At 44.8% G+C, this 25,457-nt stretch carries 24 protein-coding genes; 10 read left to right on the plus strand and 14 right to left on the minus strand.

Annotated features, from left to right (window positions below):
- Positions 1-325 precede the first annotated feature (325 nt).
- Together K1Y79_RS12880 and K1Y79_RS12885 are read right to left on the minus strand one after the other, a co-directional pair.
- A complete protein-coding gene (locus K1Y79_RS12880; RefSeq protein WP_220250448.1) occupies positions 326-1,063 on the minus strand; it encodes an SDR family oxidoreductase in 738 nt (245 codons plus the stop codon).
- Between the two features lie 68 nt (positions 1,064-1,131).
- Complete coding sequence (locus K1Y79_RS12885; protein ID WP_220250449.1) at positions 1,132-2,013, minus strand: helix-turn-helix domain-containing protein; 882 nt, start codon at positions 2,011-2,013, stop codon at positions 1,132-1,134.
- Positions 2,014-2,163: 150 nt separating this feature from the next.
- Here K1Y79_RS12885 and K1Y79_RS12890 point away from each other — a divergent pair, with 150 nt between their 5' ends.
- Positions 2,164-2,628 (plus strand): GyrI-like domain-containing protein, encoded by a 465-nt coding sequence (locus K1Y79_RS12890; RefSeq protein ID WP_236059585.1) that lies wholly within the window; start codon positions 2,164-2,166, stop codon positions 2,626-2,628.
- A 71-nt stretch (positions 2,629-2,699) separates the two neighbouring features.
- Here K1Y79_RS12890 and K1Y79_RS12895 read toward each other — a convergent pair whose 3' ends face one another.
- Together K1Y79_RS12895 and K1Y79_RS12900 are read right to left on the minus strand one after the other, a co-directional pair.
- Positions 2,700-3,488: a hypothetical protein gene (locus K1Y79_RS12895; RefSeq protein ID WP_220250451.1), complete on the minus strand. Its 789-nt coding sequence runs from the start codon at positions 3,486-3,488 to the stop codon at positions 2,700-2,702.
- 25 nt (positions 3,489-3,513) lie between these two features.
- Positions 3,514-4,737 carry a hypothetical protein gene (locus K1Y79_RS12900; RefSeq protein WP_220250453.1) on the minus strand — a complete coding sequence of 408 codons (1,224 nt, stop codon included), beginning with the start codon at positions 4,735-4,737 and terminating at the stop codon, positions 3,514-3,516.
- A 388-nt stretch (positions 4,738-5,125) separates the two neighbouring features.
- Between K1Y79_RS12900 and K1Y79_RS12905 the strand changes: the two genes are divergently transcribed.
- Positions 5,126-5,713, plus strand: a complete 588-nt coding sequence (locus K1Y79_RS12905) for a Crp/Fnr family transcriptional regulator (RefSeq protein WP_220250455.1) — start codon at positions 5,126-5,128, stop codon at positions 5,711-5,713.
- Between the two features lie 79 nt (positions 5,714-5,792).
- Positions 5,793-6,866 carry an SDR family oxidoreductase gene (locus K1Y79_RS12910; RefSeq protein ID WP_220250457.1) on the plus strand — a complete coding sequence of 358 codons (1,074 nt, stop codon included), beginning with the start codon at positions 5,793-5,795 and terminating at the stop codon, positions 6,864-6,866.
- Between the two features lie 136 nt (positions 6,867-7,002).
- On the opposite strand, the gene K1Y79_RS12915 is transcribed toward K1Y79_RS12910, so the two are convergent.
- The 3 genes from K1Y79_RS12915 to K1Y79_RS12925 are packed head-to-tail and all read right to left on the minus strand — an operon-like array spanning position 7,003 to position 10,851.
- Positions 7,003-8,463: a TolC family protein gene (locus K1Y79_RS12915; RefSeq protein ID WP_236059586.1), complete on the minus strand. Its 1,461-nt coding sequence runs from the start codon at positions 8,461-8,463 to the stop codon at positions 7,003-7,005.
- A gap of 23 nt (positions 8,464-8,486) precedes the next feature.
- A complete protein-coding gene (locus K1Y79_RS12920; protein ID WP_220250459.1) occupies positions 8,487-9,857 on the minus strand; it encodes an HlyD family secretion protein in 1,371 nt (456 codons plus the stop codon).
- A gap of 1 nt (position 9,858) precedes the next feature.
- Positions 9,859-10,851, minus strand: coding sequence for an ABC transporter transmembrane domain-containing protein (locus tag K1Y79_RS12925; protein ID WP_220250461.1), 993 nt, complete (start codon positions 10,849-10,851; stop codon positions 9,859-9,861).
- Between the two features lie 1,322 nt (positions 10,852-12,173).
- Between K1Y79_RS12925 and K1Y79_RS12930 the strand changes: the two genes are divergently transcribed.
- On the plus strand, positions 12,174-13,226 hold the full coding sequence (locus tag K1Y79_RS12930) for a hypothetical protein (RefSeq protein WP_220250463.1): 1,053 nt from the start codon (positions 12,174-12,176) through the stop codon (positions 13,224-13,226).
- An 806-nt stretch (positions 13,227-14,032) separates the two neighbouring features.
- Entirely contained in the window at positions 14,033-14,632 is a 600-nt protein-coding gene (locus tag K1Y79_RS12935) for a macro domain-containing protein (protein ID WP_220250465.1), read from the plus strand.
- 1 nt (position 14,633) lies between these two features.
- Here the strand turns inward: K1Y79_RS12935 and K1Y79_RS12940 are convergent, their stop codons facing one another.
- Positions 14,634-14,804 carry a hypothetical protein gene (locus tag K1Y79_RS12940; RefSeq protein WP_220250466.1) on the minus strand — a complete coding sequence of 57 codons (171 nt, stop codon included), beginning with the start codon at positions 14,802-14,804 and terminating at the stop codon, positions 14,634-14,636.
- Positions 14,805-14,886: 82 nt separating this feature from the next.
- Between K1Y79_RS12940 and K1Y79_RS12945 the strand changes: the two genes are divergently transcribed.
- Positions 14,887-15,654 (plus strand): hypothetical protein, encoded by a 768-nt coding sequence (locus tag K1Y79_RS12945; protein WP_220250467.1) that lies wholly within the window; start codon positions 14,887-14,889, stop codon positions 15,652-15,654.
- A gap of 99 nt (positions 15,655-15,753) precedes the next feature.
- On the opposite strand, the gene K1Y79_RS12950 is transcribed toward K1Y79_RS12945, so the two are convergent.
- Entirely contained in the window at positions 15,754-16,290 is a 537-nt protein-coding gene (locus K1Y79_RS12950; RefSeq protein ID WP_220250468.1) for a pyridoxamine 5'-phosphate oxidase family protein, read from the minus strand.
- 162 nt (positions 16,291-16,452) lie between these two features.
- On the opposite strand from K1Y79_RS12950, the gene K1Y79_RS12955 reads away from it, so the two are divergent.
- The 4 genes from K1Y79_RS12955 to K1Y79_RS12970 all read left to right on the plus strand — a co-directional run bounded on the left by K1Y79_RS12955 (position 16,453) and on the right by K1Y79_RS12970 (position 21,691).
- On the plus strand, positions 16,453-17,262 hold the full coding sequence (locus tag K1Y79_RS12955; protein ID WP_220250469.1) for a hypothetical protein: 810 nt from the start codon (positions 16,453-16,455) through the stop codon (positions 17,260-17,262).
- A gap of 168 nt (positions 17,263-17,430) precedes the next feature.
- A complete protein-coding gene (locus tag K1Y79_RS12960) occupies positions 17,431-19,860 on the plus strand; it encodes a TonB-dependent receptor (RefSeq protein ID WP_220250470.1) in 2,430 nt (809 codons plus the stop codon).
- A 201-nt stretch (positions 19,861-20,061) separates the two neighbouring features.
- Positions 20,062-21,144 (plus strand): phosphatidylinositol-specific phospholipase C1-like protein, encoded by a 1,083-nt coding sequence (locus tag K1Y79_RS12965; RefSeq protein WP_220250471.1) that lies wholly within the window; start codon positions 20,062-20,064, stop codon positions 21,142-21,144.
- 121 nt (positions 21,145-21,265) lie between these two features.
- Positions 21,266-21,691: an SRPBCC family protein gene (locus K1Y79_RS12970; RefSeq protein ID WP_220250472.1), complete on the plus strand. Its 426-nt coding sequence runs from the start codon at positions 21,266-21,268 to the stop codon at positions 21,689-21,691.
- Positions 21,692-21,785: 94 nt separating this feature from the next.
- Here the strand turns inward: K1Y79_RS12970 and K1Y79_RS12975 are convergent, their stop codons facing one another.
- The 5 genes from K1Y79_RS12975 to K1Y79_RS12995 all read right to left on the minus strand — a co-directional run bounded on the left by K1Y79_RS12975 (position 21,786) and on the right by K1Y79_RS12995 (position 25,457).
- Positions 21,786-22,547, minus strand: coding sequence for a hypothetical protein (locus tag K1Y79_RS12975; RefSeq protein WP_220250474.1), 762 nt, complete (start codon positions 22,545-22,547; stop codon positions 21,786-21,788).
- A gap of 75 nt (positions 22,548-22,622) precedes the next feature.
- Positions 22,623-22,877 (minus strand): hypothetical protein, encoded by a 255-nt coding sequence (locus K1Y79_RS12980; RefSeq protein ID WP_220250476.1) that lies wholly within the window; start codon positions 22,875-22,877, stop codon positions 22,623-22,625.
- Positions 22,864-23,454 carry an HPP family protein gene (locus K1Y79_RS12985; RefSeq protein ID WP_236059587.1) on the minus strand — a complete coding sequence of 197 codons (591 nt, stop codon included), beginning with the start codon at positions 23,452-23,454 and terminating at the stop codon, positions 22,864-22,866. Before K1Y79_RS12985 ends, K1Y79_RS12980 begins: the two co-directional genes overlap by 14 nt.
- A 51-nt stretch (positions 23,455-23,505) precedes the next feature.
- Positions 23,506-24,051 carry a hypothetical protein gene (locus tag K1Y79_RS12990; protein WP_220250477.1) on the minus strand — a complete coding sequence of 182 codons (546 nt, stop codon included), beginning with the start codon at positions 24,049-24,051 and terminating at the stop codon, positions 23,506-23,508.
- 77 nt (positions 24,052-24,128) lie between these two features.
- Complete coding sequence (locus K1Y79_RS12995) at positions 24,129-25,457, minus strand: vanadium-dependent haloperoxidase (RefSeq protein WP_220250479.1); 1,329 nt, start codon at positions 25,455-25,457, stop codon at positions 24,129-24,131.

Genomic DNA, 25,457 nt, shown 5'->3' on the forward strand with positions numbered 1-25,457 from the left:
AATGCTGTAAACATGAACCATTATATCATGTATTCACAGTTGAATTAAGCTCAGATGTTTTGAAATATTAGGTCAATTGGCATAGTCATTAGGGCATATGAACAGAAAGGTTACAATACAATACGAATTAGGGTTGACTTAATGCTATGCTTTATCTTCTTTAATTGATTTGTTCAGATTTTGGCGGTAATTCTAAAGTAATAAAAAATAAACAAATCCAAATATTTTTTTTTCTGTGGAATTATGTAAGGCAAATATCCTGATTACAGACGATGGCGTTCCGATCTTATCAGAAAGCCATCGTCTGTAACCAGGATATGCACCGTTACCACGGGCAGGTCGAAGGCGCTGCAAAGTACTCCTCGCTAAAGTACTTTCCTGTGGGTCCATCCTGCCCTATCAACGCATACTTAGCAATACGTTGTCCGGCCTGCTCAGGTGTACTTGTACCCTGAAGCCCCGTAAAGTCAGTTTGCGTCCAGCCAGGACAAACTGCATTCACCTTAAAAGGAGTATTGCGCAGCTCATATGCCAGATTGATAGTGTACATATTTAGTGCAGACTTTGATGATTGATACACTACATACCGCTGTGGATAATTGTCATTGTAGATGTCTGCTGCTAATGATAGTGACGCCATGCTGGTGCTTACATTCACAATTCGTGGCTCTGGCGATTTCTGCAGCATATCAATAAATGCCTGTGTTACCCGCACAACGCCAAAGAGATTAGTCTCATAAACTGTCTTATACACATCTGTGGTGGAGGTAAGAGCTGACTGCTCAAATCCGCCGGCTATACCAGCATTGTTAATCAGTACATCTAAGGTATCTATTTGTTCACCGATAGTCTTCCTTGATGCATCTACGGATTGCTGATCAGTGACATCCAACTGGACGGCCGCTATATTGTTATGTCCTTCAGCTTTTAACCTTTCCACGGCTGCAGTCCCTTTATCAAGACTCCGACTGCCTAAATAAACAAAGAAGCCTTTCTGAGCAAGGATCTTTGCTACCTCATAGCCAATGCCTTTGTTGGCTCCTGTAACTAATGCTGACTTCATATATTTCCCTGTTTAAGTGATGAAGCAAAGCTAATTAGCCAGGTAGCAGACGACAGGGATAAATCGGTTTAATTCTGGGACAAATCACGCAGCTCAGCTACGTATCTGCTAACCGACTTACCGGTGGTTTTCTTAAACAGACGAGAGAAGTAACCCGGGTCGGTAAAGCCAAGATCATATGCCAGCTCCTTTACAGAAATAGAAGAATACTGTAGTTTACGCTGTGCCTCTGTCATAATACGGTTAATGATCCATTCCTTAGGCGAGACTCCTGCAAACTCCTTTACAATACCGTACAGCGTACTGGAGTTTAAAGCCAGCTTTTCAGCAATGCTTTGTACGTCATGTTGCTCACTAAGGTTTGTATCCACAGCCAGCTTAAAAGCAATATATTTGGATAGTCTGGTATTAGGAATCAGCTCCGGACTATGATACTGCTCAAAGTAAGCAGTGTTAAACTCCGTCAGCAGGGTATGCAAATGTGCCAGGATAACCTCCGCCTTTTTTTGTTTACCAGGTGCATGTAACAACTGAAACAGGCCGGAGAAAAGATTCTTTACCCTTTGCCTGGCAGGTACATCAAACGAAATAGTATTCACATTAAACGGATTCACCAGAAATGGATACGATCCGGGCAACAAGGTCAAGGTGTTTTCGTCAAAAGAAAGGGAATATTGCCGCATGTCTTTATCATACGGATATTTAGTAATAATCTGATTAGGCAAGCCGAAGGCAAGCTGGCCATCATTTACAGTATACTCCTTCAGATCTGCCTTAAAGCTCGAAGCACCCTGTTCTATATACTGGAAATAATAAAAGGAAAGCCGGTGAGGCTTGAGCAACACCTGCATGACGTCCTCGGGTAGTGCAATAGCACAATGCTCATTCAGCGCAATACACACCTTGTCATGATGCCTGATCTTTTCGAGTAATCCCCTAGTATCTTCCATTATAAAAAGTTTACTGTCTGCAAAGATAGGTCACCTGCTGTTAAAAGGAGGCACACTATTATTAGCAACTTACCGGAAAATTCTTTCCCTGCTGACATAGGGTTGTCACACCGGTAATGGAAATTCGTGACTCATAACAATCTATACAATATGATGAATAAGGAAACCATCAAACAATTCTATGTTATCGGCATACAGGTAAGAACAACCAATGAGAACGGACAGGCAACGAAAGATATTCCGGCCTTGTGGAACAGATTCTTTACCGAAGGTATATCTGCAAATATACCTGACAAAACAGACGACGCGCTCTACTGCATTTATACAGACTACGAGAAGGATCATACCCGGCCTTATACTACCGTACTGGGCTGCAAAGTATCAACACTGGAAGTTATTCCGGAAGGAATGGTTGGTATAACAATCAATGATGCTACTTATGACAAATATGTTGCTAAAGGGAACATCATGCAGGGATCGGTATTTAATACCTGGACAACTATATGGAACAGCGAAATTCCAAGAGCTTTCACTGCCGATTTTGAAGTATATGACGAGAGGGCAAAGGATATGGAAAATGCTGAAGTCAATATTTTTATTGCACTAAAGCACTAACAATCAATATTGATAAGCGCATTTCACCATCCGTTAAATATCACTTGATCATGAAATGCGCTTATCTTTCACTAACGCTTAACCGGCAACATAAGATCTGCCGGGTTAACTGTAAAGTTCAGCGGAGGATACTCAAAGTCAAGACTACTATTCTCCTGTCCTCTCAGCTTATAAAATATTGACGCCTGTTCTTTATCTGCTAATATCAGTTGGCTCCCATCAGTGAAGCAGGGCAAACCGTCCTTAAACCGGAGGTATGTCTTTGATACCCTGAATGTAATACCTAACCACCGGTTGTCAGGTACTGTAGACTTAGGATTCGGAGCAGCATCCAGCACTATTTTATGCTGGAATTGCTTATTCGTCGCTGTCGAAAATAATATGACAGAATGATGTGTCAGCGCATATTCAGACTCGTCGCCGGTCGCCTTGTCTTTCATCTTCAGCTTTCGCATATGTTGTGCCGTTAAGGCATCAGGATGTTCATAACATGAAAACACCCCTATATATGTATCATCTTCGATGTCCAGACACTGATCTGAATGATAATTCATCTTCCAATAGGTCTCATCATAGACCTCTATCAACGCATTATTGAATTGCAGCAGCGGTATAGCTGACAGCCCCTCCCTGCTTACTGCTTCATTGATATAAGCCACTATCTTATGATGCTGAGTGGAAAAATCATTAGCGGGTATATTGTATTGGGTGGTGGTCCGCACAACAGGTATACCCTGTTCTCCAGTACTTACCAGGTGATTACCGATCCTGCCTTTAGCCACTGATTCAAAGTCTGATCCTGCTGCCAGTTCATCGAACAAGGGGATACTGATATCAAGTATAATTTTATGGAATCCCATACTACTTATTAGTCTTTCTTTTGGATCAGAATATTGGCTTTTCATAATCGCCTGCATTCATACTAAAATGCGTCTTACCATATCTTACCATCTTTTCTGAGATATTCTCTTCATAGTAAGTATCCCTTAACTCCTGCTGGGTTTCGGGCGTCATGATCTCCAGTGGAATGAACGTATCATTGTCCCGTATATAGGCCTGATTATCCACATACTTAGCCTCCAGATTAGAACAACGTACAACATACCCCATCCTTGTGGGAATCCTGTCGGCGTTTAACATAGAAGGTCTTATCTCATGAGTATATAGTCTGTTTGTAGATAGTGGAATCGTAAATACAGAGTTGGGGTACAATATTACGCTAAATTCTTTCTCCAATGATTCATCAGTAACTGTATTCTTTAATTTAAAATGAAGCCTGGTAAATCCGCTTACCTCTTTGTAGCACCTGTCATACCGGTCAGTTGCTGAGGGCTTCAGGCCTGCTATATCCGCATTATCGTAAAAAGTACAGAAAGCAATCAGTCCGTTAGACGGCATATCCTTTGTCTTATCTGAGTGCGCCTTAATTCTTGATTTAACTTCCTTGTCAACACCATCTCCTTTCATTTTATTCTCATATATCTGCGCCAGTACATGATTCAATGTTGTTTTGTCTTCAAAGGTATAGTCTACAGCGGCATTCAATGCGTCGATGATCTTATGATCGGTAGTCCTGAAGTTGTCTGTAGGGCCGGTTAAATTACTTGAACAACGCAACAGCCGGTAGTGTAAAGCTTCTTTGCCATCCTGATCTTGCTCTTTGGTGACCCTGGAAAGATAGATGCCCTTTCTGAAAGCTTTGGATGGCTTATTGGACTCTGTCAATTCCTGAAACTGATGCTCGGACTTAATCTTTTCAAAGTAGGTATCATCAGTAAAGAACTTCCTGAAATATACTCCTGCATTACTTACTATCACCGGCACCTCTCCAAGCGTGACACTGGCGGCCTGGTATGCTTCATAATTATCTGACAGCTCCCTGATCACAAGTAGCTCAGCAATCTTCTCTGTCAGCGCACTGATATCCCCACACGCATATATCCTTCTTTTGCCTGAAGCAGCCGGAATGTCAGACATACTATAGACTACCTTTCCGCAGAACCTATCTATGAGGTCACGCAACTCTACGTTGATTGCAAGCGCCTCTCTTAGTACAACAAGCACATTTTTATCCCTCGAAATCCTGTTTTCAGTTTGTGGTGTATTCATTATCATTCTGTTGATTAGTTATCCAGATAATTGTGCACTATCATCCATTTCAGCTACATACAATGGATGGTTGACAACCAGACAGGCATATAGAAGATCTGCCTTCCAGGATACTCTAATAATGATTCAGCTCCGTATTGCCCCTCCGGATAGTAGTGTATTCGTTGTTACCAGCAGGCTGACACTTATTCAGACGGGCCTTTCACTGTTACCAACGACAGACATATTAAGGTTTTAGTAAATACTATAAAGATATTCAAATAGCTTTGCCATACAACTACCTCCTGACAAGTATTGACACACTACCGCTGCTTATGCGCCTTACTACTTTTCGTAAATTTGCCTGATAAATCTCTTTGTTACTGATATTCAATCTAAATACCACCTGATGCTGGACACGCTGTTCTCCCATATTGAAGCTAAAATATCTTTGCAGGAGCAGGAAAAGGAGATGATTAAGACATTCTTCAGCCCGAAGAAGCTAAAACGTAGGCAATTCCTATTGCAGGAAGGAGAAACCTGCCGACAGCTTACCTTTATTGCCAAGGGGCTTGTTAAATCGTATAACGTAGATGATAAAGGGGAAGATCATATTAACCTGTTTGGCTGGGAAGGCTGGTGGGTATCTGATTTTTATAGCTTTCTGTCTGCAACTCCGGCCACATTGAATATCGAAGCAATAGAAGATACTGCCGTTCTCCAGATCACGCTTGCTGATTATGAAAGACTGTTAACATCTGTTCCTATCATGGAGCGCTACTTCAGGATCTTGTATCAGAATAGTATCATCACCAAGGAACGCAGGCTGATGAGCTCCATTACGCACACCGCAGAAGAAAAGTACCAGCATCTGGTACAATATCACCCTGAGATCATACAACGAATCCCTCAGACACTGATTGCTTCCTATCTGGGCCTTGCACCCGAGACCATCAGCAGAATTAAGCGCAATAATACCGGCAACAAACATCCTTGATCTGGATCAAGGGTATTTATTGCCTGAGATCAAGCTGTCTTCGTCTCCCCCAGGATAGCTTTGCATCAAAACAAATAAGATGAGCCAAGATAAAACAGCCCTCGTTGTTGGTGCAAGCGGCATCTCCGGTAGTAACCTTTCAACCTTGCTGATAGCCAATCAGTGGAAGACCTACGGACTGTCAAGATCTCCCAGGTCAGATATCAAAGGACTGATTCCTGTAGCTGCAGACCTGCTGGATACAGCCTCACTAACTGATGCATTAAAAGACATACGCCCCAGTCATGTGTTTTTCACCACCTGGATGAAGCATGATACAGAAGCCGAAAACATCCGTATAAACAGCGCACTGATACGCAATCTGCTGCAGGTATTATCGCCCTATCAATCTGTACGCCATGTCAGCCTTGTGACAGGACTGAAACACTATCTCGGTCCCTTTGATGCATATGTAAAGTCTGGGGTGTTGCCTGTTACTCCTGTCAATGAAGAACATCCCAGGCTTACCCTGGATAACTTCTATTATGCACAGGAAGACGAATTATATGCCGCTGCCGAAAGAGACGGGTTTACATGGAACATCCACCGGCCTCATACTGTCATCGGTAAGGCTATAGGCAATGCCATGAATCTTGGTACTACACTGGCAGTATATGCCAGCATCTGCAAGCGGGAAAATCTACCCTTTATATGGCCAGGATCTGCTGCGCAATGGAATGGCATTTCTGACGTCACAGATGCCCGTATACTTGCAGAACAGCTACTTTGGGCTGCCACTACTCCAGGGGCACATAACGAGGCGTTTAACGTCACCAATGGTGATGTATTCAGGTGGAGTACTTTATGGTACCAAATTGCTGATTGGTTTGGTATAGCAGCACAGGGTTTTAATGAAACAATGCGCCCCCTTGATGGAAGATTAAGTGCTTATAGCTCCATATGGAAAGATATTGCCGCCGAACATGCACTGATTCAGCCAGATATGAATAAACTGACTTCTGCATGGCATACAGACCTTGATCTGGGACGGCCCATTGAGGTAATGACGGATATGTCTAAAAGCAGGAAGGCAGGATTTACAGGCTATAAAAGCACCCGGGATTCCTTTTTTGAACTCTTTGAGCAATTACGCCAGGAGCGGATCATTCCCTAACTGATATACTGCATAACACCAAGCCTCCGGGAATATCCGGAGGCTTGGTGCTGATACTAACATAAAATACGGATCCCGGTTACAACAGCAACCGGGATCCATGGTCATATAGTCTCTTCTTCAGGCTATCTGCAGCTTAAAAATTGTTCTGCATCTGCCTTGTTCCGGCTTTATAGTACAATTCTGCTAATGTTTTCTGATAGCCTGATATCATACTTTCACGCTTTATCTTCATATCAATCAGCTTGGTTTCGCGGCTGTTGATCAGAAAGAGCGTACTCTCTCCCAGATCGAACTTCTGCATCTCACCCGTAAGTAGCCTCTCCTGGTTACTGATACTTGCAATCTGTACTGCCAGCTGTGACTTGTAAGCCGTCAGACTATTATATGAGGCTGTAATAGTGTTCCCGATCTCCCGGCTGGATTGAATCAGATCGTAACTCAACTGTTGCTGTTTGATCTTAACCTCTCTTAACTTACCCCGCTCTGAACGCAAAAACAGCGGGAATGCTACTTCTACTCCTACTTTGTAGTTACCCCATTTAAAATCATAATATTCAGGTATATGTGAACCAAAGTCCCTGCGTGAGGAAAGAAGTGCGCCTGTCAGATTAACCTTAGGTCTCAGCAGCTCCTGCCGGTAGCGGCGTTCTATATCCAGCTGATCTCCTTTTGCCCGCAGCTTTACCAGCTCAGGGTGTGCGTCGTCTGCCTGACCGAGTAGCGTATCTAACAGACTTCTGCCCGGAAGATTGATATTCTGGTCTACCGTCTCTGGTACTGCGTTAGCCGGCAACTCAAGCGGATTACCTTTATCATTCCATAAGTGGTTGGAAAGTACCAGCATAGCATTCTGTACTTCAATCACACTTTTCGCCAGCTGTATCTCTCTATCCTGTACGGTGATACTAGCTTCTACGGAATCAATAGACGGCTTATCGCCTAACTGGGTCTGGTTACTTACAGCTCTGAACCGCTTTGTAGCCAGCTCAATCCCTTCTTTCACCAGCACGTATTCCCTGTAGGCATAATACCAGTTCCAATAATCCTTCACGGCGGTATACCATACACTGTTGATCTGTTTTACTTTGTCAGCCTCTGCATAGTTCAACATAGCTTTAGCCTGCCAGAGCGTATTACGTCTGGCATCGATCAGTAAACCCTGACCAAGCGGTATTGTGAGGCCAACAGCGGTAAGACCGTCTGTACCCGTACGTTTCTCGGGTGCTGTATAAGTACCCACGTTACGGTCATATCCTATTTTAAGGTCAGCGCCTGCAATGTATAAAGGCACTTTCAGTTCACCGCCCCAGTTATTATAATATTCTGTATTGCCGAAGAATTTCTGTCCCATTGCTGCTTTAATCGCCGGGTCGAAATACCCAAGCGACTGCAGTACGTTGGCCCTTGCTGCCTCGCTTAATAAAGCTGCCTGTTTTACGATCGGATGATGGCTGAAAACAATCTCCTCCAGGTCCTTTAGTGCAAACACCCTGGCCGTATCGCCGGACTGCCCGGTTTGCGCAGAAGCGCTCACCTGCAGCAACAGCAATGCAAACAGACTGGCAGTTAAATAACGTTTTAATTTCATCATCATGTTATATAAAAATGTACACGACCTTATCCTTTCTTACCATCTGTCGCTTTCTCAGAAGGCTCTTTTTCCAGACTTGGCGGGAATCCGTTCAGTTGACGCCAGATCTCATACCATAATGGTACGGAACGTAAAATGATGCGTCCATATACTCCAGATCCCTGTCTGAGCTGCACCGGCCACGGTTCGTCATTCTCAGGTACCGGATTAGCTGGTTTGATCAGCAGGCGGTATTTACCACCATTGCTGCTCACGCGGTCAATGGCCCATACTTTACCCGCGAAAGTACCTACTGCTACAGATGGCCAGCCGGAGAACTGTACAGACGGCCATCCTTCAAACTGGAGGCGGACGTCGCTTGTATCCAGGATCAGCGGAACGTCCATCGCGTCAACATATAACTCGGCAGCAACCTGTGGACTCAGTGGTTGCAGGGTCACAATAGACTCTCCTTCTTTGATGTTCTCACCAATACCGGCCTTCAGCGTTTTTACGACAAAGCCTGACTGTGGTGCGCGTACAATATATAACCCACGACGAATAGTGATATTGGAAATGTCATTCCGCAGCTTCGCGATCTCACCACGCACACTTGCCCGGCTGGATAATGCAGAGCTAAGGTCTGACTGAGCTTTTGCCAAAGACTCCTGGTATTTGGCTCTGATATTGTCAAGGTCGATCCTCGCATTCAGCAGTCCCTGTTTTGAGTTATTCAGCTTATTCTGCTGACCAATCACCTTCGCATTGTCTTCCTGCAGTTTCAAACGGCGCGTCTCAATATCCGTCAGCGAAAACAGGCCATTTTTGTAACCTGCTTCGTAACGTTCCAACCGTGCTTTTGACGTCTCGTAGAACTTCTGTACTGCCACCAGGTCTGCACTGTCTATCTCTACATAGTTCTCAGCCTGACGCACCTTATTCTCAGCGGCAGATAACTGATAGCGCAAACCACTGGTCAACGCAGTTATCTGCGCATTTGTAGCCTCCATCTTCTGAATTGCAGCGGTCTCGCTACCTTTCTTAGCTTCCAGCTGCTCATCCAGACGCTGTGGCAGTTCCGGGTCAAAATAAGACTGGCTGGTCTCCGAAATAACAAGCAGCGTATCTCCTTTCTTCACTTCCTGGCCTTCATGTACAGCCCAGCGCTCGATACGGCCTCCTATCTGGTTCTGTACGGTCTGCGGACGGTCTTCAGGCGTTAACGCAGTTACAGTACCCCTTCCAGGAATGGTCTGGCGCCATGGAAGGAATAGAATAATGATAAATACGATAAGACAAAAAGTAATAATCCTGCCAAGCGTTCGCTTCCCTTTTACCTCGATAAGCTCCCCCTGTGACCTCTCAGCCAACGCTTCCATTTGATGATGATGTATGCTATTATGTGATAATTTTCCCATTTTATTTTCCCTCTTCTAATTCCAGATCGGTTACAACAGCCAGCTTTTCACTACCGGTAACCATGTCAAAAACTGTATTAAGGTTCGTCATTAGTTTTTCTACCGCATAACTTATCTGCACAACGATCACCTCTGCAGCCACAAACTGTCCGAACGTCATTTGCCTTTCAACTACGAAAAACGTTCCCAGCAATAATAGACCACCCATCAGGATGGTTCTCAAGGCTACTGAGCTGATAAAGAACTTTTTCAGCACACTAAAGTGGCTGTTACGTGCCATGAGGTACCTGGAAGTAATCTCATCGGCAGTCTTGCAAACCTTATTCATCATCTCAGGATTACCACGGTATTTATCCAGCTCACCTGCAACTTCCTCCAGGTGAGCCACCAGTTCATACTTATATCCTGACTCGTCAATACTTGTCTGTACACCTTGTCTGTAATACAGCAGGATAACCAGCCCGATTGCCAATATGGCAAACAACCCTACTGCCATAAATACCGGATGATAGAAGGACAGAAGGATGGCACTAAAGAATATCTGTACGGCAGCGGCCACGATATCTACCAGTAGCTTCGTCAGTCCTTTCTGGATGGTGAGGATATCAAAGAACCGATTCACCAGTTCAGGCGGATGTTCTCCATCCAGCTCTTCCTTTTTGATACGCGGTAAGCGGTAGGCAAACTCCATGGAAGCCTTGGCGAATATCTTCTGCTCCAGGAACTCAACCAGGGTAAGCTGGCCAATCAACAGTGCGCCGACAATAATTACTCCTAACAGTACCACAGCTATCAATATATACGTAGAACTGTACATAGAGCCGTTTGACAACAGATTATATACTGCTGTTGTACCCAGCGGCAACGTCAGCCCTATAACACCTATAAGGACCGCGTAAATAAATATGTAATTAATAGAACTACGTTCGTGATGTAACAAACTCACCAGCCTTTGCCAGGGCGAAGGAGCATTTGCATGCTTCTTTTTCTTCATAAAATAATGTTGTTATCAGATAATAAATTGATGATCAGTGCGACAGCATCACTTCTTTAATGCAAAGGTACAGCGGTAGGATAAGTACAGGAAAAACAGGTACAGCAATTCACAAATGTGTACCAGCTTACGAACCGTGGCAGTATAAACCAAAGGAAAACTTGTCCCTATCACTGCAAATTAGCAGTATTTAAATCAGTAATGTCAGGCGAAAAAATGGTTGGGAGGCGGTGTGAGAACATCCCTGAGCGGCTCCTTAAAGATAAAAAAGCTATACACACACCAGTGAATTGATAAGGGTGTGGGCCAGGTAACAGATGCAAAACTTATATCGTCCTCAAAAAAAGAAAAAAGCTTCTTTGCGCCCTTTTTAACGCAATCCTCACCCGTGTCAGGGGCTTGAGATTCGTCACTTGTATTCTCGATATCGTATGACTTAAAGGCGGCGTAGTGGTCAAAAAGAAAATCGCAGGACTTTACAGCAAACACCGTTACTAACAGCATCCACATAATACCCTTGACTGACGAAATTCTTAAAATGTTCACTATTTCCACTGTCGCAAATATAGGGCTTGACCAACTGTTATACAAGAATGGTCAAAGAACGGGACCTTTTTTTACGAAAAAATAACTTTTATCAGTGGATGTTTGAATAAAATATCAGTTAGATGTATTCAGACAAAATCGTCCTTTTTTCGGATACAGGTGTCCACTCAGCAACGATTGCAGCGACAACTATCAGAAAATTAGCTTCTTCCTGACAGGCAATTATCATATATATTCATAGAAAAGTTAATTTTTTGTAAAAAAAAGTTACAATACAATCAGTATGTCTCGATCACAGCCTGGGACGTCGATACTGAGTCCTGCTGATCCAGTCACCCATCTAACACGACAAATCTGGCATAGTAGCTTACCTGTTGACACCATTCATCACCTCCAATGGCATCTATTTATGCACACATCCACCTCTTTCCCCTCCCCTATCCTTTTAGTATTTATGACGCTCAGGATCTGCGAAAAATACGATCTTTACAGCTAACATAGACGGGCAACCACATGACATATGATACATCAGACTACCTTTAATTATTAAAGATGCCTGTCGCTGTCTCCAGATCATACCATTCAACAGCTGCAACAGGTGCTTCAGCTGCCCTGATATACAGCCGCCCTCGTATTATCCACCGCTATGTGTCTATTCTGTATAATAATAACCGATATACAGCCTGTATCCGCTGATATCTGCTGGCCATATACCACTGTTCCCCCTTTCTTTCGTACTTTTACCCGGTTCGGGTAGTCACCATTAAGGATATCATATGCAGCAGGAGTCCAATAAACATACCGGCGCGCTCACTATAGGGAAATCAGAAAAAGCCGGCCTTAGCAAAGAGCAACAGACATTCAATAAACTGATACAGCAGATCGCATCACTGCGTCAGGAGTTAAAGGAGACCAACATCCTGCTGGACAAGCAGCTGCAACATTACATCAAACACCTATACCCGCTGATGCAGCAGATTATTAGTCTGCGGGCAAAGGCGGTAGTATTGATGAATGAGTTTATGATGATCTCAAAGGGCTTATCCGGCCACGAAAAAGAAGCATTACGCCTGCTGATTCTCAATCAGCTGCACGAAATATTCCGTTACCATGAGGATCCTGACGCAACGCTACTCGACATATTCAATTCGCTGTCAGACGTTACCTACCAGGATCTTACGGAGCAATACCTTGCTAAACTGAGAGCAGCAACAGCGGCTGCTGGCAAGGATACAGCAGATGACGATACAACACTGCCTATGAAGACGACAGACCTCGAAACTGCCTCCGGAGGTCAGCGCAAGTCAAAAAAACAATTGCAGAAAGAGGAAAAAGAACGATTGCTGGAGCTGGCCCGCCGGCAAAATGTACAGCAACTGTACCGGCAACTGGCTAAAGTGTTCCATCCTGACCTGGAACAGGATCCTGCAAGGATTCAGTTAAAGGAAGAACTCATGAAACAGCTGACCATCGCCAGGGACCAGGGCGATCTGCTGACCATGCTGCAGCTGGAATTAAACTGGATACAACAGGAAGACACCCATCCTGAACACCTGACCAATGAAAAGCTGCATTTATATAATATAACCCTGAAAGACCAGGTAAAAGACCTGAAAGAACAAATCAAAGCACTTTTTTACCATCCCCGGTATGAGTTTTTGCAGGGATTTGCTAAGAGTCCGCAAGGGGTACGGTTTATTGACTGGAAAAGTGAAAAAAACAATCTGGAAGGTTTGCAACAGGGCCTCCGGGATATAATTGACGGATTATCAATGGATACGAAACAGGCCATTAAGGTATTGAAAAACATACTGAAATGGAATACCTGATCATCTGCCTCGTTCCTGATACTATTTTAACATACGCGCTTCTTCGTCGCTAGTTCGTCGCTTCTTCGCCGCTAGTTCGTCCCTTGTTCGTCCACTCCAGGGAGCAAAATATCATCAGCAAAACGCCAATCCCCTAACACTCTCATAATCAATAGAAATATAAATCAGGTGGCTGTTAGCCGCCAGGTGACATCGTGTAAATTGAATTTACCGCAGATTACAAGTCATCCAGACATTGAACAATGCAAGGAAGTGGAAGAACGATCCGGAAGTCTGCATCTACACAGGCGCAACTGATAACGATTGGCAGCGCAGGAAATGTGCTTGCATAGAGAGTGGTTTCTGATCGGAAGCCTTTGAAAGCGGGAGGCAATCAGCAGGAAGGGAATCCATTCCCTGACAAACCAATGCTATCATAAGATAAAGCGATACATAAGCTGCGTGAGATAGCAGATATTTCCATGAATATATCAGATCGTATATCAGTTGTTTTAAATACACGGATTGAGAAAAAACTTGTTGCAGCCGACGACAAATCTAATATCATTTTGCTCCTGGCAAGGAGCAAATGATATGCAGATGCTTCCTTGCTTGAAATCATCAATAATACTATCTCCCTGGTGGAGTGATATCCTTGAGTTGCAACTGCTCATTCAGACTGAAATAATAGAGTGCAGGTAATATAAAGGTCACCGGAATTGATAAGCATGATTCTGCACGTAAAAACTTTCCTTATTTTTAGCGGCCGGTCTGCGCCTTTAATAAGGCGTATGGCTAACAATGTCGATAATAAAAGATGCCCGACTATGAAATATATACTGATTGACACGAACCCTAAACTTGTTGATGCCTGGAGAGAATTTTTCGCAGCAGCACCTGATGTTACGATTATGGAAGGAGACATTACCCAGCTGTCTGTAGATGCAGTGGTTAGTCCGGCGAACTCCTTTGGCTTTATGGATGGTTCCTTGGACTATGCTTTGTCTGAAAGGTTAGGCTGGCATCTTGAAAAGGAGCTTCAGGCGAAGATCAAGGCTTCTCCGGAAGGGGAATTGCTGATTGGTCAGGCGTTAGTACTGGAAACTGGTGACCAGCAGATTCCTTACCTGATCTCTGCTCCTACCATGCGTATTCCTACTAATTTCAATATTGACACTTCTGTGAATGCCTACCTGGCCATGAAGGCATTGCTGATAGCCGCTAATCGCCACAACAGTATCCAGTCGGTAGCCATTCCCGGACTCTGTACCGGCGTGGGGCGTATGCCTCCAGTGATTGCTGCAAAGCAGATGTTCTATGCATATGAAGAGATTGTAAGTGGTAAAAAGCAGGACTTCAAAACCTTTGGGGAGGCCCAGAAATATCACTGGCATATCAATCCACAGGGAATGATCTGGACACATTGATCTATAGCGGGCAGGGTAATACAGTTGTCTGAACGGATAGTGGTGGCCATCCTCCTCGGCTGTTTTTTAACGATGCCAGTGTTGCTGCCGGTAACGCGCTGGTCATGTAAGCGGGTAATAGAGATACGTTCATACAGGCGATAATGACCGCCTGGAGAGAGAAGCGGTCCATGGTATACAACAATAAATTCAGTATATTAGAGGAGACTTATCTTATTCCGGCGCACGTCAACCAAAACCTCAATATATACGTTATGTCCCCTGCAAAACATTTCTTTGAGCTGTTCCTGTTTTCATTAGTCAGTATTTCCCTGTTGTTATTTGTGTTGGGCTTTTTATCTCCCGGTAAATCGTTGTTCTGGTTAAAAGGGAAGAAGACAAGACTTAAATCTGCAGTTATCTACACCATTACTTTTGTAGCTGCTTTGCTGGTCATCAATGCGTGGCATCCCCCTACGAAGCAACCCGCGATGACCGCTGCGGAACTAGCCAGGATACACCAGAAAACGGATGAACAAATGGCAAAAGAAGTATTTGCAAAAACAGGAAAGATATATACCAAAGGCTTGATCAAAAGCGGTACGGTATATACCTATGAGATGCTTCCCGAACCAGTACGCAGGCAGGCACTGGCAGCAAGCAGGCATACTGCGGATGAAGCTCTTGCGCAGGGTCAGGCCGCGGCTACTACAGCACAGCCTTATTATGTACGGCTTGTACTGGATAATAAGCTGCTGGCAAAGGCCAGTGCTGGCGGAACGGTGGAAGAAAGCGAACTGCTTGACGGGAAGCAACCCGGCACATTATACGGTGCATCGCATAATTCATTTCAGTTGTATACAGCTGACAGTACGGTCATTAGTGTTAATGAGCAGCCAAGAGGCGCTAAACTGTTTTATATCAGAAGGGACTACAACATTGATACGCTTTTTCTGGGGCCTTGTATCGGGAAACCGGCTAAAGTACGGATCAATTGTGCAAGGGAAAGCCTGATTACAGACCCGATTACATTTACATTCTGACGAGTCTAAAAAACATAATACCCGGTTGACGATCAAACATCAACCGGGTATCTTTTTTAACGGGCATTCTGCTGACAGGATGCCCTTGTAAAATACTGCTTATAATTTCAATTTTCCTTCAATGGAGTCGTCCAATGTCTGACCAGTAAGAGCCCCTACTATCTGTTTCGCAAATGCCACTATCTGTCCATGCTTGGTGTCCCAGTAATACCCGTCTACAGGTGTCACCTTGATGACAGAGATACGCGGATCATCCTGTCCTTCTGTGAACCAGGTCTTGAAGATTGGTTCCCACAGCTCTTCTATCTTGTCTTTATCCTGGCTGATGGTGGCATGACCGTATATTGTCAGGAAGTCGGAATGATCGCTCCCTTTAAACAACAATTGTACAGCAGGATCAGCAGCGATATGCTCGTTTTTATGGCTATCGGTAGCGCTGAGAAACCAGCAAACACCGTTTTCGTCTACCTTCTGAACGGCCATGGGTCTTGTATCAAAGGGCTTTCCCGTACGGATCTGGGTACAGAAAAAGCAGCTTTCAGATTTACTGATCAGCTCTTTAAGTTTCTCTGCAGCCTCTGTACCCTGAAGGTCCAGGTGATTAAGTTCAGGCTGCTGGCGATTAATACTATCCATAACGTTTTTCTTACTGTAGTTAGAAAATCATGCCAACGGAACATGCTGCTTCGGTCATTTGCCATTCAGTAACCGGCGTTATAACAGCTGCTGCATCCTTCATTTACCGGCAATACTGTCTTTTTGACTATCTTTCGTAAAAGAAATAGTTCCCTGCTACTTATGAGTAAGTTTTTCAAATGGACCCTGATATCCATTGGTGTATTGATAGTGCTACCCTTTATCATTGGAATAATATTCACCATCGGTAATATGGAGACAGCAAAAGAACCCGCTTCTGTATCCAAAATGACTGCGGCTGACTCTCTCAGTAAACTCCGGGCAGATACTATTTGGGAATATGGGATATACGGACCTAAAAGGAACTGGTATTACAGAACCGGGGAGGACAAGATGACATCTGACGTGTCATACATTGCAGAATGTCCGGCAAACGGCAACCTCCGTATAAAAACTGACCGGGAAATCATCAATGTTACTGTCAGGGAAACCAGGCATCATGACTACCGTAAAGGGTATGATCAGGGGTATAAAAGCGGATACCGTAACGGTTCCGGGCAATATTCCGGTATATGGAGAAATGGTAATGCTTCCGGCCCTTCGCGCAGTAGTTCGGGCAGGTATACATCCGTCAGTTCTTCCAACTATACCTCTGCGATCCCCAGCCTTTATCTGTATAAGAAGGCAGATCAGCCTACAACGGTATATGTGAATCTCTATGAGGGCACATTTGTTCCGGCGTACTTCACCAGCGGGAAAAAGGTAAGGGTACGCTTTGACAAACTTAAACCGGAAATGCTGGCTGTACGCGGCGACAAAAACGGTTCCCGTCAGAGATTGTATTTTCCTCATCCGGAGCAGTTGATAGCTCGAATCAGGAAAACTGATACGTTGTTAGTGGAGGTAGAGATAGCTGGCAATGGCACGGAGGTATTGGAGTTTGATGTACGTAATTTAGACTGGACGCACTAACCGATTGATGGTTTATTAGCTGTAAATGATACAATATTGTAAAAATACGCCTATAACAGGGCAGTTTTCCGTTTTGCGTAAATGATTTTCCCGATTGCATAAACGTAACCAGTTGTGCCTGCATAGATTTGCGGCGCATTTACAATATTTCTCAGCTAATCAGCTTATATGTTTAATAAACTCAACCGGATCCATGGACTGTTATGCGTCCTCCTCTGTACCATGTTCGCGGTATCTCCAGCTTTCGCAATTGACGAGCCTCTGTCAGCTATCAGGGGTCGGGTATTAACCGGAGATGGTGCACCTGTAGCCTACGTAGCAGTTCAGATAAAAGAAAAGAATAAGGGAACAATGACCAATGAGAATGGTGAATTTGTTTTCAAGAGAATGCAACCAGGGCATTATACCCTCCAGGTAATGCTGATTGGTTATAAGAGCATTACCAAAGAGGTAGATGTGACAGAAGATCAGATCCTGAGCGTGGATATCCAACTGGAAGCTACTAACCAGCAGCTGCAGGAAGTGATTATCAACAGTGCCAGAAACAAATATAAAACGGATGGCGTTTCCAATTCACTGCGTCTGAAAACGCCTATCCTGGAAATACCACAGAATATCCAGGTAATATCTTCAACATTGCTGGCAGATCAGCAGACCTTTGATATCGTAGACGGTATCACCCGTAACGTAAGTGGTGCCACCCGTGTAGGTCACTGGGATAACCAATATGCGCAGATCCGCATGAGAGGTTCCAAGATTCCTGCGTTCCGTAACGGTATGAACATCGAAGCAAGCTGGGGCCCTACCGCCGAAGATGCTGCTATGATTGACCGTATAGAGTTTGTAAAAGGTCCAGCAGGCTTTATGCTGGCAGCTGGCGAACCAGGTGGTTTCTACAATGTGGTAACTAAAAAGCCTACCGGTGTTACACAGGGTAGCGTTAACCTGAGCATGGGCAGCTTCAGTACTTACCGTGCAGCAGTTGACCTGGATGGTAAACTGAGCAAAGATGGTAAGCTGCTGTATAGATTGAATATGGCTGGTCAGCAGAAAGACTTCTACACAAAATACAATTATAGCAACCGTTATATGATCGCGCCGGTACTGAAGTACCTGGTAGATGACAAGACATCTGTAACATTGGAGTATACCTTCCAGGGTTCCAAATACCTGGGTAATGGTAACTACCAGTTCTCCAAGAAGAAACTGCTGGACGAAGGTATTGGTAATGACTTCTTCTACGGCGACCCTTCACTGGAGCCAGGCCGTCTGAGAGATCATAGCGTATATGTATACCTCGACCACAAATTCAATGACAGGTGGCAGGCGCATGCGCAGGTTGCTTATTTCAACTTCAGCATGGTAGCTAACAGTATGTGGGCGAACAGCGTGACAGAAAGTGGCGATATGGATCGTTATTTCAGTATCGGAGACGAGGCTGGTGAGAACAGATTTGGTCAGTTCTCTCTTTCCGGTGAAGAATACACTGGTAGCGTTCGACACAGAATACTGGCAGGTGTTGATATGGGTAACAAGAAGTTCTGGGGCGATTTCCGTACACTGGACCAGAGCATTGGTCTGAGAGGCGGACAGAAATTCAATGTATACAACCCGGTATATGGCATTCCATTCGACTCTATTCCGGTTATTGACCGCTCACAAAGCGTAAGAACAAGAGCCGGAGCAAGCGCTTATATCTCTTCTGTAAACTATACATCAGTATATGTACAGGACGAGCTGGCCTTCTTCAATGACAGGTTACGTCTTTCCCTGGCACTACGTTTCACTCATGCAGAGACAGTAGGTCAGACAAAAACTGCCAGTCTTGTTAACGACATCGTTACACCAAGAGTTGGTCTGAGCTATTCCATCGACAAGTCTACATCAGTATATGCTTTGTATGATCAGTCTTTTGTACCACAAACCGGACTGGATTCCAATCTGCAAGCGTTCCAGCCTGTAAAAGGAAACGATATAGAAGCAGGTATTAAGAAAGAATGGTTCAATGGCCGTTGGGTGGCATCCCTGACCGGTTACCGTATTGCGCGTCAGAATGCAAGAGTATCACTAGGTATCAGAGACAGCCGTGGTGCAGATGTATCTGAAGCACTGGGAGAAACAGTAAGTAAGGGTATCGAAGCAGACATCAGCGGTGAAATATTCACTGGTCTGAATGCTAATATTAACTATGCTTATACTGACTCTAAAGTAACCAAAGATGCGCCTAACAAAACTGAAGCAAATACTACAGTAGGTAACATCACACCTAATACTGCAGCACACGTTACAAACGCCTGGTTATCTTACCGCATAGGTAAAGGTCCGCTGGCTGGTTTCGGTGCATCAGCAGGTATGCAGTGGCTGGCAGAACGTGCGGTAGGAGCTACTAAGGTATACAATGTGCCTAACTACTTCCGTACAGATGCAGGTCTGAGCTATTCCAAAGGAAAATATAACATCTCTTTCCTGGTGAATAACCTGGCAGATAACCGTAAACTGCTGACAGCAGCGTCTATCCCGACGAATGCAAGCGGTTATTACAGCTACATCGTGGAAGCGCGTCGTAACTTCCGTATGACTATCGGCTACCGTTTCTAAGTTATCTTAGTTACTATATTAAATAACAATGCCCGTTCCGGTTGGAACGGGCATTGTTATTTAAAGGAATTGTTATGCTATTGTAAAGTGCATTGATCCTTCCGCTCAGGGTTAATACATTTGTGTACAGATCATATTTTTGAACAGCATATTCACTTTTCAGGCAGTACCTCCATTAGCTGTCAGGATAAACGAATCAGTATGAAGATAATATCAGGAATTGTATTAGGGCTGGCTATCTGCCTGCTGAAAGATGAGATACCAGATAATATTAAGATGAACAGGATACAGGTCATCGGATCGCATAACAGCTATAAAAGGGCGATTGACCCGGCCTTGTTCAGACTATTTCAGCAGCGGGATTCAGTATCTGCCAGTAAACTGGATTATGAGCATATTAGTCTGACCGAGCAGCTGGACATGGGACTTCGCAATCTTGAAATAGATGTCTATGCAGATGAGAAAGGCGGGCGTTTTGCACATCCTAAAGGACTGGAGTGGGCAAAAGGGCAACCACCCTTTGATGAGAAAGGATGGATGAATGAACCGGGGTTTAAGGTATTGCATATTCCTGACCTGGATTTCCGGAATGACAACCTTACATTGAAGAATACCCTGGCCGAACTCAGGGCCTGGTCGGAAAAACATCCAGATCATGCCCCTGTGTTTATTACACTGGAACCCAAGGATGGAGCTTCCAGGAATCCGGAAATGACTGTTCCCGAACCATTTACAGCTAATACGTTCGAGGAGCTGGACAAGGCATTGATTGCCGGGCTTGGCAAGTCCCGTATCATTACCCCGGATATGGTCAGGGGGAAATATAAAACCCTGGAAGAGGCAGTTCTGCAGGATAACTGGCCTTCGTTAAAAGCAGCCAGGGGGAAATTCGTTTTTTTGCTGGATGATAAGGACACAAAGAGGGATTTATATATAGCAGGCCATCCATCTTTGAAAGGGCGGATAATGTTTGCCAACGCTGACCCAGGTACACCGGAAGCGGCGATGTTATTCAGGAATAATCCGACAATGCCGGAAATTACAACGCTGGTAGCAAAAGGGTATATTGTACGTACCAGGGCAGATGCAGATACGAGAGAAGCGAGGCTGAATGACAGATCCAGTTTTGAGGCTGCGTGTACATCAGGTGCGCAGATCATTACAACCGACTATTACCGGAAAAGCACTCATTTCCAATCTGATTATGAGATAAGTTTTGACGGACAGAAATATGTAAGGCTTAACCCGGTTAATAGTAAGACTGTTACAATGGGTAAGAATTAGTTTGATAGCCGGGGTCGTAAATCGCCTCCTGTTTGTCTTTTTCACCCCTCCTTAGAGAGATGGAGGCAGTGTATGTTTGCATTGTTAACAATAACGATCAAAAACATTAAAACATACTGCTATGACAACAACAAACAGAACTGCCGTAACGATAGAAACGACTATTCAGGCTCCGGTATCTAAAGTGTGGGAATACTGGAATAAGCCGGAGCATATTACCCAGTGGGCGTTCGCTTCTGAAGACTGGCATGCGCCAAAGGCGGAGAATGACCTGCGTACAGGCGGTAAATTCAGTACAACTATGGCAGCGAAGGATGGCAGTTTCAGTTTCGATTTCGGAGGAGAATATACAGATGTGAAAGAGAATAAGCTGATAGAATATACACTGGGGGACGGCAGAAAAGTAAGCGTTCTTTTTTCCACTATGGGAGACAGTACCAAGGTAGTGCAGACCTTTGAGACTGAAGAAGAAAATCCTGTAGAGATGCAACGTGATGGCTGGCAGGCAATACTGGACAACTTCAACAGATATACTGAAAGCCACTAATGGCGGATGTTATTAAAGTATACAAAAGAAAGCCATTTAAGAAATACATCTTAAATGGCTTTTGACCTTACTATCTGATTTAACTGACTCCTGATTATCTGAAATAGTCTGCAGACGTTCTCACTTTCTCTACCCAGCATCCGGACGATGCCTGCAGGACATATTCGCTTAAGCCTACTTCTTTTGACCCCGGTGCCCAATCATAGGTATAACCTAATCTTGTCCATGGATAATGGAAGTCCGTTGCGGAAGTGAGCGTATGGTAATAGGCATATATGATATAGTTATTGAACCAGGTAGCATATGCCGGCGGTACGGTGCTGACAAGTGCGGCTCCGGTAGTATTAGCTACTATTGAGGGGTTACCTGCCGGCCGGTTCAGGCGGGCTGCGGGCACCCATATTTCTGCGATGTGGGTATTACTGCGGCTGTTTTTTGGCGGTAATCCCAGTAGCTGGCAGATACGCATGGTGGTATCGGAAGAGGCGTTAAAGGTTTGCCCGATCCTGCTTTTCATCTGTGCAGGAATGAAAAGCCATGCATCTCCCCAGGTATTGGTGATAGAGTCTCCTTCGGGGTAGCTATCCGGGAAGCGCATAAATGTTGCCATGAGTACGTATGACTGTCCGTTGATGGTCTTCCATTGAAGCCTGGTATTTTCAGCAGTAATGGGCCATAGGGAGTCTACGACTTCAGAACTGTCTGCAATCATGGCATCGGCAATAGAATTGGCGTACAGTTGTTCCATTGTATAGGCAGGTGCAGGTTCGTCATCCTTGGAACAACTAACGAAGCCTATACAGGTCAGCAGCATGGAAAAGAGGAGAAAACGGTTACTGGCTGTGGTGTGTTTCATGGTTTATTGTGAATGGTTATTACTAAGGGGCTTAAAATTAGGGGCTTATTACATCCGGTGCTTGATCATTTCAGGTCATTTTACCAAACTATATTCATTCTGTTCATTCCATAAAATGGCTTTCTTCCTGAGCAACTGAACGGAGAGGGTATTGGGAGATGTATCAGGGGCCTGATAAAGCGGATCATCCTTCCTGCTGGGGATAGAAGGAACAAGTATATACCGGGGCTGCTTATCACGATAAAGCGATATATAGGAATATTGCCGGACGGCATCGCCTGCTGCCCGGCAATATTCCTGAGTGGATTGTTGCATATTAATGTCCGCCATGTACATGCCTTCTTCTGGCAATATGCCAGAGCCGGCGATGCGGATATTTGCGGTGAGAGGTCATATTGTTAAAGATCAGCGCGACCAGTAGCAGTATCAGTACACCAGACAACACCGGACTTAAAACATAGAAATACCCCAGGTCTTTAATGCGTTCAGTACCGATATTGGCGATAAGCGCCGTGGCTCCACCAGGAGGATGCAGCGTTTTGGTAATCTGCATCAGTACAATAGACAAGGCTACAGACAGTGCTGCGGCCAGCCAGAGTTCCCCTGGCACTAACTTGTGCACAGTCACTCCGACAAGGGCGCAGATTACATGTCCGCCGACAAGGTTGCGCGGCTGTGCCAGCGGACTGTTAATAATACCATATATAAGTACAGAAGAAGCTCCGAAAGAGCCGATGAGGAAGATATTGTCTGCAGGATCCAGAAACTTACTCTGTAAAAATCCAATCAGGCCTATTCCGGTGAATGCGCCCAGAAAAGTCCAAAAATGTTCCCTGAAGTCAAGTAATGTCTCTTTGTACAAGACATACCGCACCCTGCGCATCTGGCGCTTTACCTTTTTTCTCATTTCGCTAAAATTCCCGCTTTAGTGAGGCGCAAAGTTACGGCGTAATTCCGTTTAATTCTCCTCTACTGTGGTAATCTCTGCTTCCGATATCTGTAAAGACCCTGCCGCTGCGGTAAATGCCGGCAGATATTGCTCGAACAAAGTTCCATCTGTGACTGAACATACAATTGTAACAATGGTATGCTTACATTCTATGGCCAACAGCACTTCCTTTTTACCATTCGGATAGATGTACAATACAGCTTTATAACGCCCTGTGGTATATCCTTCAGGACGGATATTGTCCAATGTGACATCCAGCGGCTTAATTGTGGCCCCTTTGACTGCCTTTTCCAGCGCTTCGGTATTAGACTTCATCCAGGCTTCCACATCGGGAGAAGTGGGATAATCCATGCCAAAGACGTACATATAGGCTGCCGGCTGGCTTTTAGTATCTGCCGGAACAATCATATAGGGAAGTTGCGCATGTTGCATCTGTACCCAGTCTGTAGGCGTTTCGACGGTAATCAGGTGTCTTTTGCCATAAATCATATTTTCCTGGGCAAATGTGGAGAATCCTGCCAGGCAACAGGCAAGCGCAAGTAACAGATATTTCATTGTTGTAGGTATAGGTATAGTATTCAGCTGTAAATATATATCAACCCATATACATATTCCGTTATTTGTGCATAAACTTACTTTTTACCATAGACTGGCTTTATGCCTGCCTCCCTGATCTTTTCTACTACCTTCTCTCCTACCTGCTGCCCCTGTATTACACCATTGTCGATGGCATCCCGGTAGTGGATTCCCCCGTACAGGCGGGATATGGCGGCTTCTCTGGAAGCTGCCAGGAAGGATGTAAATTTCCGGGCAGGTATCTCAAACATCTCCTCTGAGTTATCATCATAGGCAAAATTGTCTCCCATCATATACGTCAGCACAGTGGCTACTGCTGTGGATACCACGCTATGTCCGCTGGTATATTCCGGGAAAGGAGGCGTTTGCAGTAAGGGCTTCCAGCGTACATCAATATACCGGTTGATATATGTTTCAGGCCGGATGCGGTTACTCTGATATTTTGCATCCCAGCAGCTGATAAACGCGTCTGTCATGGTTACTGCTGCTATAGCATGCACCAGCACCGTCTTATCAAAGTCCAGCTGTGCCTTCCGGGCAGCAATACCAGTAATGTTCATCCAGTGCCCCCCGGGTGTGATCTTTTTAAAACCAATTGCCATATGGCCGTAGGTACTTACCGCAAACGGATTACAATCCCAGAATGAGGCAATAACCCGCTGTTCCATAGTAAGATGTACTCCCGCATCTCTGACTTCCTTATTCAGGGCAAAGAATGCGCTGGCGGAGTCCTTACTGAATGGCACAGGCGGCAGCGGTATAAACTGGTTACAGGAATCAATCACCATCGGGCGGATCGTCTTCCAGTGTGGTTCCACCGCTTCAATATAAGCCGGCGGCGTAGGGTACCAGTACCCCTCTCCTTTTACCGGCGTATAGCGCACCCGGGTGCTCAGCTTACCGTAACCGTCCGGCCGGGACCATTGTACCACCTGTTTCGCCACATCTACTGCGATGGCAATAGAATTGCGGATAATACTGTCTGGTACCCTGTCTTTCTTAAACAGCAATACCAGTCTCTCCTCATCCTTCTCCAGCATAAAACCGGAAGGAAGCATCTGCCGACCTGTTTCAAGTATACTGTACACAGCAGCAATACGGTGATCGTACACCCTGCCGCTGTCATGTACTGCTATTTCCGGGTAAGAACGTATGAAGGAGGAAGCTGCCGGCACCTCTCTATTATGAGCTGCCACAATACTATAGGCAGCCATCGTTGCATATCCATAGAAGCGGCAGGCGGCAGGCGGATTAACCACATCATGCATCATCACCATGGATAGTGAGAATACGGCCGGCTGTATATAGTCAGTAAAAGTAGTTTTATGTTGTTGCGCATATCCTGACTGGCATACCAATATCAGCAGGACGATCCATCTTTTCAT

It is taken from the genome of Chitinophaga rhizophila (assembly GCF_019492185.1).
GTDB lineage: Bacteria > Bacteroidota > Bacteroidia > Chitinophagales > Chitinophagaceae > Chitinophaga > Chitinophaga rhizophila.